The 16,118-nt window shown below is 55.2% G+C and carries 14 protein-coding genes; 10 read left to right on the top strand and 4 right to left on the bottom strand.

The features are described 5' to 3' along the window. Positions 1 to 61: 61 nt before the first annotated feature. Entirely contained in the window at positions 62 to 778 is a 717-nt protein-coding gene (locus MWH02_RS02145; RefSeq protein WP_101764439.1) for a GntR family transcriptional regulator, read from the top strand. Position 779: 1 nt separating this feature from the next. Here the strand turns inward: MWH02_RS02145 and MWH02_RS02140 are convergent, their stop codons facing one another. After that, the gene (locus tag MWH02_RS02140) at positions 780 to 1,979 is read right to left on the bottom strand and encodes an enolase C-terminal domain-like protein (RefSeq protein WP_271459809.1); all 1,200 of its coding nucleotides are present in this window, start codon (positions 1,977 to 1,979) and stop codon (positions 780 to 782) included. Positions 1,980 to 2,283: 304 nt separating this feature from the next. Between MWH02_RS02140 and MWH02_RS02135 the strand changes: the two genes are divergently transcribed. Next, the gene (locus tag MWH02_RS02135; protein WP_271459808.1) at positions 2,284 to 3,675 is read left to right on the top strand and encodes a PTS transporter subunit EIIC; all 1,392 of its coding nucleotides are present in this window, start codon (positions 2,284 to 2,286) and stop codon (positions 3,673 to 3,675) included. 34 nt (positions 3,676 to 3,709) lie between these two features. Here MWH02_RS02135 and lplA read toward each other — a convergent pair whose 3' ends face one another. Continuing rightward, positions 3,710 to 4,726: a lipoate--protein ligase gene (lplA, locus tag MWH02_RS02130; protein ID WP_271459807.1), complete on the bottom strand. Its 1,017-nt coding sequence runs from the start codon at positions 4,724 to 4,726 to the stop codon at positions 3,710 to 3,712. A 204-nt stretch (positions 4,727 to 4,930) separates the two neighbouring features. Between lplA and MWH02_RS02125 the strand changes: the two genes are divergently transcribed. Further along, the gene (locus MWH02_RS02125) at positions 4,931 to 5,608 is read left to right on the top strand and encodes a type 1 glutamine amidotransferase domain-containing protein (RefSeq protein WP_271460169.1); all 678 of its coding nucleotides are present in this window, start codon (positions 4,931 to 4,933) and stop codon (positions 5,606 to 5,608) included. A gap of 102 nt (positions 5,609 to 5,710) precedes the next feature. Continuing rightward, positions 5,711 to 6,316, top strand: a complete 606-nt coding sequence (locus tag MWH02_RS02120; RefSeq protein WP_271459806.1) for a TetR/AcrR family transcriptional regulator — start codon at positions 5,711 to 5,713, stop codon at positions 6,314 to 6,316. Between the two features lie 63 nt (positions 6,317 to 6,379). On the opposite strand, the gene tkt is transcribed toward MWH02_RS02120, so the two are convergent. Both tkt and MWH02_RS02110 read right to left on the bottom strand, forming a co-directional pair. Next, entirely contained in the window at positions 6,380 to 8,371 is a 1,992-nt protein-coding gene (gene tkt / locus MWH02_RS02115; protein WP_271459805.1) for a transketolase, read from the bottom strand. Between the two features lie 29 nt (positions 8,372 to 8,400). After that, the gene (locus MWH02_RS02110; protein ID WP_101764432.1) at positions 8,401 to 8,859 is read right to left on the bottom strand and encodes an RpiB/LacA/LacB family sugar-phosphate isomerase; all 459 of its coding nucleotides are present in this window, start codon (positions 8,857 to 8,859) and stop codon (positions 8,401 to 8,403) included. Between the two features lie 446 nt (positions 8,860 to 9,305). Between MWH02_RS02110 and MWH02_RS02105 the strand changes: the two genes are divergently transcribed. The 6 genes from MWH02_RS02105 (at position 9,306) to MWH02_RS02080 (ending at position 16,040) form a co-directional block, all read left to right on the top strand. After that, complete coding sequence (locus MWH02_RS02105) at positions 9,306 to 10,640, top strand: MFS transporter (protein WP_101764431.1); 1,335 nt, start codon at positions 9,306 to 9,308, stop codon at positions 10,638 to 10,640. A 1-nt stretch (position 10,641) separates the two neighbouring features. Next, positions 10,642 to 12,387, top strand: a complete 1,746-nt coding sequence (locus MWH02_RS02100) for a dihydroxyacetone kinase family protein (RefSeq protein ID WP_271459804.1) — start codon at positions 10,642 to 10,644, stop codon at positions 12,385 to 12,387. 3 nt (positions 12,388 to 12,390) lie between these two features. Further along, on the top strand, positions 12,391 to 13,164 hold the full coding sequence (locus MWH02_RS02095) for a triose-phosphate isomerase family protein (protein ID WP_271459803.1): 774 nt from the start codon (positions 12,391 to 12,393) through the stop codon (positions 13,162 to 13,164). Further along, positions 13,164 to 13,973 carry a sugar phosphate isomerase/epimerase family protein gene (locus MWH02_RS02090; protein ID WP_271459802.1) on the top strand — a complete coding sequence of 270 codons (810 nt, stop codon included), beginning with the start codon at positions 13,164 to 13,166 and terminating at the stop codon, positions 13,971 to 13,973. Before MWH02_RS02095 ends, MWH02_RS02090 begins: the two co-directional genes overlap by 1 nt. Before the next feature lie 4 nt (positions 13,974 to 13,977). After that, entirely contained in the window at positions 13,978 to 14,835 is an 858-nt protein-coding gene (locus tag MWH02_RS02085) for a phosphogluconate dehydrogenase C-terminal domain-containing protein (RefSeq protein WP_101764427.1), read from the top strand. 230 nt (positions 14,836 to 15,065) lie between these two features. Then, a complete protein-coding gene (locus MWH02_RS02080) occupies positions 15,066 to 16,040 on the top strand; it encodes a sugar-binding transcriptional regulator (protein WP_110866128.1) in 975 nt (324 codons plus the stop codon). Positions 16,041 to 16,118 lie beyond the last annotated feature (78 nt).

Here is a 16,118-nt window from a genome sequence, read left to right as displayed (position 1 = left end):
CCATCCTCCTCATAACATCGTGCTATCATCTGCGGATAAAACACCGGAGGAGGGTAATTCAATGAAAAAGAAAGAGTTCGTTACCCAGGATTTGCTGAGCAAGATCTATCAGGAAGATACCTCCGCGCCACGCAAATTACCGCCAGAACGCCAGCTGGCCGAGGAATATGGCGTATCGCGTTTCACTATCCGCCAGGCGCTGGAGAAACTGGTGAGTATCGGCGCGGTACGTATCGTGCAGGGATCAGGTATCTGGATTAATGAAACGGTACGTAATAACCCGCTGGTTTATAATTCGATCACCGAAAAGCGCTTTGATCAGATGCATTACCGCTCACTTAGCCTGCGTAAAAGACGCCCCGATAGTGATGAGCAACAGATATTCGCCATTAACGACAACGCCTTTATCTGGGAGTTTTCCCGCCTGCGCTATGTCGATAATGTGGCAGTACAAATTGAAATATCGCGTATGCCCGCAACCTTATTTACCGATCTCAACGGTGAGATTATTGAGCGCTCGATACAGCAATATGTGTTGTCCAAAGGCTACCAAATCTCACATTTACTCACCAGCTATCGTGCGATTAGCGTTAACCGCGAACAGGCGACGCTACTGGGTTGTAAAAAAGGCAGTCCGGCGATGCACATTATTAATCGTGGTATTTTGCAGGGCGGGCAGGTGTATGAAATCAGCGACATCGTAGATATTAATTACACCTGCACCTATCTGATTCCGCATAACCCGGATAATCTGCGTTTCCGCCAGCAACAGCGTTAACTTATGGCGTGTGCATGGTGCCGTCTGGCAGGCGACTCTGCGTCCATTCATGCGGACGATAAACCACCGGATATTTTTCCGCTAACGCTTGATCAAAGCCGACGCCAATACCTGATGCTTGCGGCGGATAGAGATAGCCATTTTTAATTTCCGGCGCGCCAGGGAAAATGGCATCCGTCAGCGTTGAGCGTGGAATAAATTCCTGAATCGCAGCATTGTGCAGATGAATATTCAGATGTGTATTAACCGCCACGCCAATCGGCGTCATATCGCCTGGTCCGTGCCATGCCAGTCGCACACCAAATGCCTGACACAGTGCAGCCAGTTTCAATGCCGGCGTAATACCACCAATCTGCGAGACGTGACAACGAATAAAGTCGATGCGACGATTGACAATTAATTCGTGCCATTCTGCGGGATTATTAAATAATTCGCCTAACGCTAACGGCACCGCGCTTTGCTGACGCAACTGCGCTAGCCAGCCAGTTTGCGCGGGTGGGAGCACATCCTCAAGGAAGTAGGGCATATACCGCTCAAGCTGTTTTACCAGCTGAATGGCCTGCTGCGGGAATAAGCGCTCATGCACGTCATGCAATATTTCAAAACAGTGACCGTATTTCTCCCGCAACGCGCGGAACATCTCGACCGTATTCGTCATGTACTCTTGCTGCGAGTAATAAGCGCCGGAGGTGCTATTTTCCGGTGCGTGGAGTTCTTTCGGCGTTCCGCCGTAAAAGCCCAGCTGACAGCGGATATGGCGATAGCCTTTCTCTAAGGCGTTATCAACGGAGGTATAAAGTTCCTCCAGCGTTTCACCGCTGGCATGGGTGTAAGCTGCAATCGCATCGCGCGCTTTGCCGCCCCACAGCTGATATAAAGGCATATCGGCTAACTGCGATTTAATATCCCACAGCGCCATATCCACGCCCGAAATGGCATTGTTGGTCACCGGCCCGTTACGCCAATAGGCATTAACGTTCATCATCTGCCACAGGTCTTCAATATTGTTGGCATCGCGTCCAACTAATAGCGGCACTAGATACTCATCCACCATGGTTTTTACCGCCAAAGGACGCTGTTGAAAGGTGGCGCAGCCGTGACCGATAATCCCTTTATTGGTGGTGACGCGTACGGTAATAAGGTTATGGCGATCGGGGCGGGTAATAAAACACTCAATACTTTCAATAAGGGTTGGGGTCACGTGAAATACTCCTGTGGCGTAGTGACTGCGCTCAATTTCAAGGCCTGTAGACAAGCTATTTTGGCGTATCATTACCGGGTTTTTATTGAGACGCAAACCCTTTTTCAGCCAATAAATATTGGTCAGTAAAAAAGAGTATTTATCGCGATAAAAACAGACCAATTTGCTATTTTAAAACTTAATGGCCCTGTTGCAGCGGGTTTTGTGATAGCAGTCATGATTTATTGGTTTGTTTTGTCGAGCGTTATTTATTACCATCCAGTGCAGATTTCATCAGGCTGTTTTTCTTCCCTCAGGAGCACGTATGGGAACGCAGGAAGTAATAAAAAACATAATCCACTTAGTGGGTGGGAAGAATAATATCAATAAAGTCTGGCATTGCATGACGCGTCTGCGCTTTGACCTTATTGATGACAATAAAGTTAAGCAGAGCGAAATTAAAACCTTGCCCGGCGTATTGGGCGCGCAAATGCAGAGTGAACAATTCCAGATTATTATCGGGCCCAAGGTCAATAGCTGGTATGAGCAAATCGTTCCGGTATTAAATAACGACGGCGTTCAGCCCGCGCAAAACGAGAAAGCGCGCAAAAGCCTGGTATCGCTGTTTATGGATACCGTTTCGGGCGTATTTGGCCCGATTGTTCCCGCCATTGCTGGTGCCGGGATGATCAAAGGTTTGCTGGCCGGATTAGTGGCGTTAAAGCTGGTTTCGGCCAAAAGCGATACGGTAATGGTGATTGATTTAATTGCAAGCGGCGTGTTCTATTTCCTGCCGTTCTTTTTAGCGGTCTCCGCCGCCAAAATCTTTAAAACCAACGAGTATTTAGCCGCAGCCGTGGCGGCGTGTTTAATGTATCCCTCTTTAATTGATGCGGCAAAATCGCTGGCGGCGCATCAGGAGGGCGCAGTAAGCGCATTTTGGCTGATGGGCGTGCTGCCGGTTTCGGTATTTAATTATGCTTCCAGCGTTATCCCGGTTATCTTCTCTATTCTGGCTCTCAGCTATATCCATCGCGGGGTGGATCGCATTATGCCGGAAGTATTGAAAACCGTATTTACCCCAACCTTAACGCTGTTCCTGGCGGCATTAACCGCGCTGGTGGTAATTGGCCCGATGGGTATTTGGCTTGGCAAAGGTTTGGCGCTGTTTATTGAGGGCTTATTCAGTATCTCAGCGAGCTTTGCTGGCTTAATTGTCGGTGCCATTCGCCCCGTAGCGGTGCTAACCGGCATGCATCACGCGATGACACCGATTGCGCTACAGAATTTCAGCGATCGCGGTTATGACATGTTGATGCCGATGATGTTTATGGCAAATATGTCGATTGCCGGAGCCACATTTGCTATCTGGAAATTGACTAAAAATCGTCAGGACAACGTGGTCACACTTTCAGCCGCCATTTCAGCATTATTAGGCATTACAGAACCGGCGTTGTTTGGCGTGTTAACGCGCTACAAAAAAGCCTTTATTGCGGCAACGGTTTCCAGTGCGCTGGCTTCGGCCTTTATCGGTTTCTTTGGCGTGCGTTTATACGGCTATATTCTTTCCAGTATATTCAGTTTGCCGGCCTATATTGGCCCGTACTTTATCTGGGCCATTTCCGGCGTCGCCATTGCGCTTATTATGTCGTTTAGTCTGACATTGATGTTGGTAGGCAAAGAACCGGATTTAGTCGTACAGCCCGAGAATAAGTAATGTTTGGTCGCCATTTATGGCGACCAATTTACGCTTAGCTCACACTCGCCACCAGCCAGCTTTCCAGCTCGCTCAGCTCATTCATCTGCTGAGGATATTCTGCTTTCAACTGCGCTAATTGCGCCAATACGGTTTCAGGTCGATACACCGCGCCCTGTAGACGCAACTCCAGCGTTTCTAATGGCGAAGGGTTCAGGCTGTCGGTGAAAATCTGGCAGCGAGAAATCACGCCGCGTTCGACATCAAAGTGGATCTCAACGCCGCCCCAGACAAAACGCTCATTCAGCAGATGCGAGAAATCCGGTGCGTTACCAAAATTCCATTCCCAGCTGCTTAGCCGCGCAAACTGCTCTTCAAAACCAGGCAAATCAGGCAGTGCGGCGGGGGAAATATGCTCCGGTTCGCACTCTTCCTGGTAGTAAGCGAAATAGGCGGCAATCACCTCACGGCAGATCGCCTCAAAGCTGATGCCTGGCACCAAATCGGCAATGTTGGCCACGCGCGATCGCACCGAGGTAATGCCTTTCGCCTGTAATTTTTTAATGTCTGGATTGAGGTAATCTGCGAGACGCGACAAATCAGCATTCATCAAAAAGGTGCCGTGATGAAAACCGCGATCCGGCGTTTCACGGTAAGCAGATCCGGAAATCTTACGCACTTCGCCATCCACATTCACCACGATATCGTTGCGACCGGAGGCTGTTGCCGGAATGCCGAGCTGTTCCAGCGCGCGCAGGATAATCGCCGTGGAGACTGACTTATCGTATTCCGGTTTACCGGCCATAAAGGTGAAGCAGCAGTTGCCCAAATCGTGAAACACCGCGCCGCCACCGCTGCTGCGTCGTGCCAGCTTGATGCCGTCTTCCGCCATGCGCCGCGTGTTGCACTCTTTCCACGGATTCTGGGCGCGCCCGATAACCACCGTTTCGGCGTTCTGCCAGAGAAACAGCACGCGCTGCGTCGTCGGCATCTGGCGGAAAATGCACTCTTCTACCGCGAGGTTAAACCAGGGATCGTGTGAGTCAGAAATTAGCAAACGTAGGGTGGACATGATTTTTTCGGTTCCGTGAGAAAGGGCAAACCGGGACAGAGTACGCTGAAGCGGAGCGAAAGGTAAGAAACAGCAGCGCATTCCATTTCAATAATAAAATGAATTAAGCTCTAGACGACTGGTCTATTAGCTGATACTTTGCATTCAAGCGCTAGACGACTGGTCTAGTTTAGAAGTTTAAACCCAGCAAGCAGGAGATGGATGATGAAGATTCTTATGGTTCTAACCTCACACGACCAATTGGGTAACACCGGCCGCAAAACCGGTTTCTGGCTGGAAGAGCTGGCCGCGCCTTACTACGCATTCAAAGATGCTGGCGCAGAAATCACGCTGGCGTCACCGAAAGGCGGCAACCCGCCGTTAGATCCTAAAAGCAATGAGCCCGATTTCCAGACGGAGCAAACGCATCGCTTTGAAGCGGATGCAGCAGCAACCGCGCAACTCGCCGCCACCGTGCGTCTGGACAGCGTATCGCCAGCCGATTTCGACGCGGTGTTTTACCCAGGCGGTCACGGTCCGCTCTGGGATCTAGCAGAAGATCAGCACTCAATCGCGCTGATCGAAGGCTTCCTGGCCGCCAACAAGCACGTTGCACTGGTGTGTCATGCGCCGGGCGTGCTGCGTCACGTCAAAACGCCGGAAGGAAAACCGCTGGTAGCAGGCCGTAAAGTCACCGGTTTTACCAACAGTGAAGAGGAAGCGGTTGGCCTGACTCAGGTGGTGCCTTTCCTGGTGGAAGACGAGCTGGTTGCGAAGGGCGGTCTGTATTCGAAAGGCGCGGACTGGAGTTCCTATGTCGTCAGCGATGGTTTGCTGATTACCGGACAAAACCCAACGTCTTCAGCAGAGACGGCGCAACAGTTGATCAAGCAACTGGCGTAATAGACGAATCGGGAGGCGAACCGCTGTCCGCCTCCCTTATCGCAGCAGTAAACGCATGCTTAGCGCCTAGACGACTGGTCTAGTATTTGGTAATCTACCGCTATGACGACTACATCCCAATTGCATAGCAATGAAATCCGCGATCACATCCTTGCCACTGGCCAACGCATTATGGCCGGCAAGGGTTTTTCGGCTGTCGGATTAAATGAAATCCTCACCGATGCCGGTGTGCCAAAAGGCTCGTTCTATCACTACTTCAGCTCGAAAGAGGCTTTTGGGGTGGATATGCTGGCGCGCTATTTCGATGATTATCTGGCTGAGCTAGACGCGACATTGAGCCAGCCGGGCTTGACGATGGCGCAGCGGCTGATGAATTACTGGCAGCTGTGGCGTGAATCGCAATCGTTCTCCGATTGTCAGGGCAAGTGTCTGGCGGTGAAGCTGGGCGCGGAAGTTGCCGATCTCTCGGATAGCATGCGCGGCACGCTACAGACCGGCACGGCCGGCATTATCGCGCGACTGGCGGATGCGCTAGAAGCGGGTGTTGAGGAAGGGTCGCTGTCTGTCGATGACAAACCTGTGCGTGTAGCGGAGAGCCTGTATCAGCTGTGGGTGGGCGCCAGCCTGATGGTGAAAATCGTGCGCAATACCGGCCCATTTGATTCCGCCATGAGCATGACGCAAAAAATCATTCGTATTACCGCGTAGTAAAAAGGGCGACTCAACAGAGCCGCCTTTTATTTTGTCGGGGCACCATTTAGCGATCGCCTATCACAACACCGATCTCGCCGTGTTAACCACGTTCTCAACCGTAAAACCAAACTCTTTGAACAGCTGATCCGCAGGCGCCGACTCACCGAAGGTGGTCATGCCGACGATCGCGCCGTTCAGGCCGGTGTATTTGAACCAGTAATCCGCGATACCCGCTTCAATCGCCACGCGTGCGGCAACGGCTTTTGGCAGCACGGATTCACGGTACGCCGCGTCCTGCTTGTCGAAGGCGTCGGTGGATGGCATAGACACCACGCGCACCTTGCGGCCTTCCGCCGTCAGCTGATCAAACGCCGCCACCGCCAGCTCCACTTCCGAACCGGTGGCGATCAGGATCAGCTCTGGCGTACCTTCGCTGTCCTTCAGCACGTAACCGCCGCGCGCCACGTTAGCCAGCTGCTCAGCGCTACGATCCTGCTGCGCCAGGTTCTGACGCGAGAAGATCAGCGCCGACGGGCCGTCCACGCGTTCAATCGCGTACTTCCACGCTACCGCTGACTCAACCTGGTCGCACGGGCGCCACAGGCTCATGTTTGGCGTCACGCGCAGGCTGGCCATCTGCTCAACCGGCTGATGCGTCGGGCCATCTTCGCCCAGACCAATTGAGTCGTGGGTGTACACCATGATCTGACGGATCTTCATCAGCGCGGCCATACGTGCGGCGTTGCGCGCGTACTCGACGAACATCAGGAAGGTGGCGGTGTACGGCAGGAAGCCGCCGTGCAGCGCGATACCGTTGGCGATGGCGGTCATACCGAACTCGCGCACGCCGTAATGGATGTAGTTGCCCGCCGCATCTTCGTTGATTGGCTTAGAACCAGACCACATGGTGAGGTTACTCGGCGCCAAATCAGCGGAGCCGCCCAGATATTCCGGCAGGATTTTACCGAAGGCTTCAATAGCGTTCTGCGAGGCTTTACGGCTGGCAATTTTCGCCGGACTGGCCTGCAGCTGCTCAATGAACTTCTGCGACTCGCTGGCCCAGTTCGCCGGCAGCTCATTGTTCACGCGACGTTTGAACTCGGCAGCCAGCTCCGGATGCGCGGCGGCGTAGGCGGCAAACTTCTGGTCCCACGCCGACTCTTTCGCCTGGCCGGCTTCTTTGGCATCCCACTGCGCGTAGATGTCTGAAGGGATTTCAAACGGACCGTGGTTCCAGCCGAGCTGCTTGCGGGTCAGCGCGATTTCATCGGCACCCAGCGGCGCGCCGTGCGAGTCGTGCGTACCGGCTTTATTCGGCGAACCGAAGCCAATCACGGTTTTGCACATCAGCAGCGAAGGCTTGTCGGAAACCGCTTTGGCTTCTTCCACCGCTTTTTTAATCGCGTCCGCATCGTGACCGTCCACGCCGCGCACCACGTGCCAGCCGTAGGCTTCGAAACGTTTGGCGGTGTCGTCGGTGAACCAGCCGTCAACGTAACCGTCGATGGAGATGCCGTTGTCATCGTAGAAGGCAACCAGTTTGCCCAGCTTCAGGGTACCGGCGATGGAGCAGACTTCGTGTGAGATGCCTTCCATCATGCAGCCGTCGCCCATAAACACATAGGTGTTATGGTCTACGATGTCATGACCCGGACGGTTGAACTGCGCCGCCAGCGTGCGCTCGGCAATGGCAAAACCCACTGCGTTAGCGATGCCCTGACCCAGCGGGCCGGTGGTGGTTTCAACGCCGGGTGTGTAGCCGTATTCGGGATGCCCCGGCGTTTTGGCGTGCAGCTGACGAAAATTTTTTAATTCGCTGAGCGGCAAATCGTAACCGCTAAGGTGCAACAGGCTGTAAATCAGCATTGAGCCGTGACCGTTCGATAAAACGAAGCGGTCGCGGTTAGCCCAGTGAGGATTGCGTGGATTGTGCTGCAAAAAGTCGAGCCACAACACTTCAGCGATGTCCGCCATGCCCAGCGGGGCGCCCGGATGTCCCGAATTGGCTTGTTGTACGCCATCCATACTCAAAGCGCGGATGGCGTTGGCTCTTTCCCGGTGTGTCGACATAAGGTTCTCCAGAGGTGCGACGTCGGCGCTTATTTAGCGTGGGATACTTGTTCGTAGTAACCGATCTTGTCTACTTTGGCGGTTGAGCCGCCACCTTCAAATTCCGATGCCAGCCAGGCATTCACGATGTTCTTCGCCAGCTCAGGCCCGATGACGCGCGCGCCCATGGTCATGATCTGCGCGTTGTTGCTCTTGCGAGCACGCTCAGCAGAGAAGGTGTCATGACACTGCGCCGCGCGCACGCCTTCCACCTTGTTGGCGACAATCGCCACGCCGATGCCGGTGCCGCACAGCAGAATGCCGCGCTCAAATTCGTTCTTCTGGATGGCGGTGGCGAGCGCAAATGCCACATCCGGGTACATCGGACGGTCGTTTTGCGCGTCATTGGTGTAATCCGTCACCACATACTCTTTCTCTTCCAGCAGCTTTTTAATCACATTTTTCAATTCGATAGCCGCATCATCGGCGCCAATTGCGATAGTTTTCATCGTCGTTCTCCAGCAGGGTGTGCAATGACGCCTGCACGTTTGTTCAGCAGGCGAGAAGATGTTCATAGTTAGCCTGCCACAAAATCAATCATATGTTCAATGGTTGTTCATATGAATTGCCTTCAGGATCGCGCCTGAATGCCTCAGAAAACCCTGTTAAACCGCCTGTGCCGAGCCGTATGGGCGCAGTAATCCGATAAATTGACCAAAATCAGATCTCATGAAGCCGCTCACACTTTCGCGTGTTGCAGTTGAGAGATGCACAATTATCCGTGTAGTGTTCATATGTTCGCATGACTATACCAATGTACAAGAAGACCCATCGAGGACTCGAACATGTGTCATTTACACCGTACCTCTCAGTACTCCTGCAGCCAGCGCCTGTTTGGCGATTGGTCAACACCACATAAAGAAATGATCACTCACGCACGTCGTGGAGGTGCGTTATGAACCAACCATCAATGACAGCGGTGGAACAATCCACCATCAGAAAAATCTCCTGGCGCTTAGTGCCGTTCGTGGCGCTGATGTTCTTTATCAACTTCCTCGATCGCACAGCGATTTCGTTTGCCGGCCCCAACGGCATGACGCAAGACCTCGGCCTCACCGCACTGCAGTTTGGCCTGGCATCGGGCATCTTCTTTATTGGCTACATTCTGCTGGAAGTGCCAAGCAACCTGGCGCTGCATAAGTTCGGCGCGCGTCGCTGGCTGGCGCGCATCATGATCAGCTGGGGCATTGTCTCGCTGCTGTTCACCTGGGTGAGCAGTGTGGAAGGCTTGTATACGCTGCGTCTGCTGCTGGGTATCGCTGAAGCCGGCTTCTTCCCAGGCGCGATTCTCTACCTCAGCATGTGGGTGCCGGGACGTCATCGCAGCAAAATCCTGTCGCTGTTCTATCTTGCCCAGCCGCTAACGGTGGTGTTCGGTGCGCCATTAGCCGCGTCCCTGATTCAGCAGCACGGCCTGTTCGGCATGGAAGGCTGGCGCGTGATGTTTATGGGCGTGTCGATTCCCGCGATTTTGATTGGTATCGTCGCGCTGTTCTGGTTGGTGGATTCGCCGCGTCAGGCCAAGTGGCTGACCGCCGAAGAGAAAACCTGGCTGACCACCGAACTGGAAGCCGAGCATCAACAGAAGCAGGGCCATCAAAAACACAGCCTGCGCTCGGTGATGGGCAACGGCCGCGTCTGGATGCTGTGCCTGATTTACTTCGGCTTTATTTATGGCCTGTATGCGCTGGCGTTTTTCCTGCCAACCATTATCGCGGGCTTCCAGCAGCAGTTCGGTACCACTTTTAACGTGATGCAGAAAGGGCTGATTACCGGCGTGCCGTATCTGATTGCGGCGGTGGTGATGTTCTTCTGGTCGAAAGATGCCACGCGTCGCGGTTGCAAAACCTGGCATATCGCCATTCCAGCGCTGGCAGGCGGCATCAGCGTGCCGCTGGCGCTGTATATGGATTCGCCGTTCACCACCATTATGGTGATTGCGATTACCGCCAGCTCCATCTTCGCTGCACTGCCGAATTTCTGGACCTTACCAACGCAGTTCCTGACCGGCGCGTCTGCCGCCGCAGCCATTGCCTTGATCAACACCTTAGGAAACGTAGCGGGCTTCTCCGCGGGCTACATCACCGGCGCGCTGCATGACGCCACCAACAGCTACGCCTTGCCGATGTTTGTGGTGGGTGGATTCATGCTGCTGTCCGCGTTCCTCATGCTGTTACTTAATCGCCGTCGCTCGCCGTCTCAGCCGACCTCTTTAGCTCAGGAGCATTAATATGACTTACCTGTTTAACCAACCTTCAGCCTTTGCCGCTGAGCTTATCGAAGGCTTTGTCGCCGCCAACGCCGATAAAGTCCGTCAGGTCGCCGGAGGCGTGGTGCGCAGCACCCGCAGCCAGCCGAATACGGTGGCGGTGATTGTGGGCGGCGGGTCCGGTCACTATCCGGCGTTCGCCGGGTTGGTTGGACAAGGTCTGGCACACGGCGCGGCGATGGGTAACTTATTCGCTTCGCCGTCGGCGCAGCAGATCTACAACGTAGCGCGTGCGGCCCATAACGGCGCGGGCGTGTTGCTGATGTTCGGTAACTACGCCGGGGATGTGCTGCACTTCGGCCAGGCGTGCGAGCGTTTGCGGGCGGAAGGTATCGCCTGCGAAGTGCTGGCGGTGACCGACGATATCTCCAGCGCGGGTAAAGATGAGCTGGAGAAGCGTCGCGGTGTGGCTGGCGATCTGTGCGTGTTCAAAGCCGCCTGCGCCGCGGCTGAAGCGGGTCACGATTTATCACAGGTTCTGCAGCTGGCACAGCACGCGAATCAACGCACGCGTACCTTTGGCGTGGCGTTTTCCGGTTGCAGCCTGCCGGGCGCTTCGCATCCGCTGTTCGAAGTGGAAAAAGGGCGCATGGCGCTGGGACTGGGCATTCACGGCGAGCCGGGGATTAAAGAGACCGACATGCCGAGTGCGGATGAGCTGGCCGAGATCTTCGTGGAGCGCTTGCTCAATGAACTGCCAGCCGACATCCCGCAAGCTGACGGTCAGCGCGTGGCGGTGATCCTCAACGGTCTGGGCTCGGTGAAATATGAAGAGCTGTTTGTTGTCTATCGTCGCGTCGCGCAACTGCTGGAGGCCGCCAACCTGCAGGTGGTTGAGCCGGACGTCGGCGAGTTTGTCACCAGCTTCAATATGGCTGGTGCGTCACTGACGCTGATGTGGCTGGACGATCAGCTGGAAACCTTGTGGCGCGCGCCGACCAATACGCCAGCGTACCGCAAAGGCAGCGTATTGGTGGCCCAACCGTTAAGCGCCGCTGAGCGCGTTGAAAGCACGGAAGAAGCCTTGCCAGCAGCCACCGCAGAATCGCAAGAGAGTGCGAAACGCGTACTTCAGTTACTCGAATCCGTGGCGGAAACATTACAGCGTAACGCTGAACGCCTTGGCGATATCGATGCGGTGGCCGGTGACGGCGACCACGGTATCGGCATGGAGCGCGGCGTGCTGGGCGCGGTTGAGAAAGCGCGTGAAGTCGCTGCGCGCGGTGCCGGGGCGGGCAGCTTGCTGTGCCGCGCGGCAGATGCCTGGGCGGATAAAGCGGGTGGCACATCCGGCGCGTTGTGGGGCGTGGCGCTCACTGCATTGGGTACCGCGCTTGGCGATCGTCAGACACCAGATGCACAGCGTGTGGCCACCGGCGTACGTGAAGCAAAAGAAGGCATTATGCACTTTGGTAAAGCGCGCGTTGGCGATAAAACCATGGTGGATGTGCTGGTGCCGTTCAGCGACAGCCTGATTGAGGCGGTTGCCGCCGGTGCGTCGTTAACGGACGCCTGGCTGAAGGCGGCGCAGGTGGCTGATAAAGCTGCGCAGGACACCGCGCAGCTGGTGCCAAAAATGGGGCGTGCGCGTCCGCTGGCAGAAAAAAGCGTTGGCACGCCGGATGCCGGAGCCATTTCGCTGGCATTGATCGTCAATACCGTCGGCGATCTGCTAAAAGAACACAGTGCCTCTGAACAAGGAGCTTGAAGCATGTCTCAGCCAAAAATCTGGCTCGGCGTCAGTTTAAAAATGTACTTCGGCTATCAGCAAACCTTGCAATGGTGTCGTGATGTAGCGGCATTAGCCGACCATGCTGCGGTGAAAAACGGCGACGTGGGCTTGTTTGTGTTACCGGCTTATCCGGCGATTCCGGCGGTTGCAGCCATCTTCGCTGACACGCGGGTGCGCTTCGGCGCTCAGGATGTTTGCCAGGCTGAGAACGGAGCCTGGACCGGCGAAGTCAGCGCCAGTATGTTGCAGGAGTTAGGCTGCTCGCTGGCCGAAATTGGTCACGCTGAGCGCCGTCGTCATTTCCACGAAGATAAAGTGCAAATTGCTGCCAAAGTGGCGATGTCGCTGCGTCATGGCATCACGCCGGTGCTGTGTATCGGTGAAGAAGTGCAGGCAGAACCGCAGCAGGCAATCGCGCTGTGCCAGCAGCAGCTGGCCGAAGCGCTGGCTGAGTCAGCGCAGCAAGGCTTAAAGGGCGAGGTGTTCTTTGCCTACGAACCGCAGTGGGCGATTGGTGCGCCGCAACCGGCTCCAGACAGCTATATCCGCGCCGTGTGCGCCGGATTGCAGCAACTCGCCACGCCGCCCGGCATCACCTTGAAAATCATTTACGGCGGCAGTGCCGGTCCGGGACTGATTCAGCGCCTTGGCGCGGATGTAAATGGCCTGTTTCTGGGGCGCTTTGCCCACGATCCCAAAGCGTTGGCACAAATTATTGATGAAGCCAGTGAGCTGGCTCAGGAGCGCCGTTAATGAGCCGTATTGGACTCAGTACCTACGCCTTTTTCTGGCGCATGTCATCGAAAGTCCCTCATCCGCTGACGCTGGAGCAGATGCTGCAACAGACCGCCGATCTCGATGTGTCGGTGTTTCAAATCTGCGACTACCCGGCGATTGAAAGCTGGACTGACGCACAGCTGCTGACGCTGCGTCAGCAGGCTGATGCGCTCGGCATCACGCTGGAACTCGGCACGCGCGGCCTCGGCACCGCGCATCTGCGTCGTTATCTGCATATGGCGGAAATCCTTGATGCGCGCGTCATACGCTCGATGTTCAACACCACCGATCACCGTCCCACGCTCGACGAAGCCGCCGAGCTGATTGGCAAAGTGTTGCCGGATTTTGCCCGCCAGCAGGTGCGTCTCTGTCTGGAGACATACGAGCAGGTGAACAGCGGCGCGATGATGTCAGTGATCAACAAGTTCCTGTCTCCGTGGCTCGGCGTGTGTCTCGATCCCGCCAACTGTGTCGCCGGCCTCGAACTGCCAGAGCAGGTGATTGCCAACACCGCCGCGCGCGTCGGCAATCTGCACATCAAAGACTTTGCCTTCACGCGCCGTGATGGCTGGATCGGCTTTACCTTTGCCGGCTGCCCGATGGGCGAAGGCTTGCTGGATTACGACCGGATGATCGCCAGCGTGCGCCCGGCGGATAAAGGCATTAACCAAATCGTCGAACATTGGTTGCCGTGGCAAGACGATGCCGCCGTAACCTGCGAGCGAGAAGCCGAATGGACTCGCCGCACCGTGGAATTCTTACGTAGTAAACAAGATCAGGAGTAACAACATGAGCGTGCAACTGAAAACCATCACCGTGATTGGCGCGGGCGGCAAAATGGGTATGCGTATTTCTGCCAACTTCCAGAAAAGCGATTACCAGGTGTTTTACTGTGAGAACTCCCCCAAGGCGCAAGAGCAGGTGAGCGCGCAGGGGCGCGAACTTTCTGATGCCGCCTCCGTGGTGCCATTGAGCGACGTGGTGATTCTGGCGGTGCCGGATATCGTGCTGGGCAAAGTGTCTGAAGGCGTGGTGCCACAGATGAAACCGGGCGCGATTCTGCTGACGCTGGATCCGGCGGCGGCCTACGCCAATCTGATCGCCCATCGTGATGGCATTGAATACGCGGTGGCGCATCCTTGCCATCCGTCGGTATTCCTTGAGCGTTACACCAAAGAAGAACATGCCGATGCCTTTGGCGGTATCGCGGCGATTCAGCACGTGGCGGCTTCCTATGAAACTGGTTCTGATGAGCAGAAAGCCGAGCTGAGCAAGGTGATCAGCGTGATGTACGGCCCGGTGGAGCAGGTGCATTGGGTCACCGTGACGCAGCTGGCGTATCTGGAACCGACGCTGGTGGAAACCGTAGCCTGCATGGTGGGTGCGTTTATGAAAGAGGCGCTGGATGAAACCGTGAAGCACAGCGGCGTGCCGGAAGAAGCGGCTAAAGCGATGTTGTACGGCCATATTCAGATCGCGCTCGCCGTGGCGTTCCGCGCGACCAACCCGTTCTCGGATGCCTGCATGATCGCCATGGAGTACGGTCGTGAGAAGATTGTGAAACCTGACTGGAAACAGATCTTCGATCAGAAAGAGCTGGATATCGTGATTGCCCGTATGCTGAAAATCGACGCCATCAAGCGCTAAGCGTGACGCTCGATCGACTCGCGGCGCTGTGGTCTGGCGAAGCGAGTCGTATCAATGATATAACTCCTTCCTTTGGTGTAATCATGTCAGTTAAGACCAAACAGCACGCACCTACTGTAGCGGCGCAATTTGTTGCTCGATGAATCGCGCCGCTACAGTAGGTGCGGTTATCGCAATCAGTACTTAACCGAATGGCATTAATACACGATCTCAAATAAGACAGGTTACGGATGGAAAAAAACACGCTTTCTCAGGACTCCGAGCTGCTGACGGAAATAGCTGTCGCCTATTATCAGGACGAAATCACCCAGGAGGAGATTGCGCGTAAGTTTGGTATTTCCCGCATTAAAGTCGGCCGGCTGCTCAAACGCGCACGCGAAGAGGGCATCGTCGAAATCAACGTGCGCTACCATCCCGTCTTCAGCACCCGCCTCGAACAACAGCTGCAAAATCGCTTCCCACAACTGCAACGTGCGCTGATAGCGCTCGATCAGCCCGATCAGGAAGAGCAGCGACGTCAGGTCGCCGCGCTGGTGTCGTCACATTTAGCGCAGTCGCTGAAAGACGACGCCATTGTTGCCGTTGGGCAAGGACGCAACGTGGCCGCTGTCGCCGATTATCCCGGCCAGGTGCCGACGCGTAATTGTCTGTTTATCAGCGGTATTGGCGGCACGCATCGTCCCGGTGATGCCATTAACGCCGACCATATCAGCCGTCGTCTGGCGAAGAAGTTCGGCGGCATCAGCGAAACGCTTTACGCGCCCGCTTATGTTGAGAACCGCGCGTTGCGCGATGCGTTTATGCAAAACGGCACCATCAAAGAGACGCTGGACCGCGCGCGTAAAGCCGACGTGGCGCTGGTGGGCATCGGCGACATGAACGAAAACAGCTATATGGTGAAACTCGGCTGGTTCACACCGCACGAAATCATCGACGCCAGCGTTAATCAGGGCGTGACGGGGGATGTCGCCGGCTACGACTTCTTTAATTCGCAGGGCCAGCACGTGGATACCGTGATGAACGATCGCGTCATTGGGCTGAGCATTGATGAACTACGCAAGATTCCCTGCGTGATTGCCATTGCCGCGGAAAATACCAAAGCGATGGCGATCCTCGGCGCACTGCGCACTGGCGCGATCGATATTATCGCCACCACCGCACAGAACATTCGCACCATTCTGAGTTTGTCGCAGGAGAAGATTTAGTTAAACGCTTCACTGGGTTTATTCATTAGGACATCACCGGCGATCATCGCCGTTAATACGGCGTATTTTAAACCTGGC

This window comes from Pantoea leporis, from assembly GCF_028048155.1.
Taxonomy (GTDB): domain Bacteria; phylum Pseudomonadota; class Gammaproteobacteria; order Enterobacterales; family Enterobacteriaceae; genus Pantoea; species Pantoea leporis.
Note: the sequence above shows the minus strand (reverse complement) of the source record. Positions and strands in the feature narration are given on the sequence as shown.

Bases quoted from the DNA above. Each gene is read 5' to 3' on its own strand.
- MWH02_RS02110 (WP_101764432.1), bottom strand. From the start codon at position 8,859: ATGAAAACTATCGCAATTGGCGCCGATGATGCGGCTATCGAATTGAAA.
- MWH02_RS02135 (WP_271459808.1), top strand. From the start codon at position 2,284: ATGGGAACGCAGGAAGTAATAAAAAACATAATCCACTTAGTGGGTGGG.
- MWH02_RS02085 (WP_101764427.1), top strand. From the start codon at position 13,978: ATGAGCGTGCAACTGAAAACCATCACCGTGATTGGCGCGGGCGGCAAA.
- MWH02_RS02145 (WP_101764439.1), top strand. From the start codon at position 62: ATGAAAAAGAAAGAGTTCGTTACCCAGGATTTGCTGAGCAAGATCTAT.
- MWH02_RS02125 (WP_271460169.1), top strand. From the start codon at position 4,931: ATGAAGATTCTTATGGTTCTAACCTCACACGACCAATTGGGTAACACC.
- lplA (WP_271459807.1), bottom strand. From the start codon at position 4,726: ATGTCCACCCTACGTTTGCTAATTTCTGACTCACACGATCCCTGGTTT.
- MWH02_RS02100 (WP_271459804.1), top strand. From the start codon at position 10,642: ATGACTTACCTGTTTAACCAACCTTCAGCCTTTGCCGCTGAGCTTATC.
- MWH02_RS02120 (WP_271459806.1), top strand. From the start codon at position 5,711: ATGACGACTACATCCCAATTGCATAGCAATGAAATCCGCGATCACATC.
- MWH02_RS02080 (WP_110866128.1), top strand. From the start codon at position 15,066: ATGGAAAAAAACACGCTTTCTCAGGACTCCGAGCTGCTGACGGAAATA.
- tkt (WP_271459805.1), bottom strand. From the start codon at position 8,371: ATGTCGACACACCGGGAAAGAGCCAACGCCATCCGCGCTTTGAGTATG.
- MWH02_RS02105 (WP_101764431.1), top strand. From the start codon at position 9,306: ATGAACCAACCATCAATGACAGCGGTGGAACAATCCACCATCAGAAAA.
- MWH02_RS02095 (WP_271459803.1), top strand. From the start codon at position 12,391: ATGTCTCAGCCAAAAATCTGGCTCGGCGTCAGTTTAAAAATGTACTTC.
- MWH02_RS02090 (WP_271459802.1), top strand. From the start codon at position 13,164: ATGAGCCGTATTGGACTCAGTACCTACGCCTTTTTCTGGCGCATGTCA.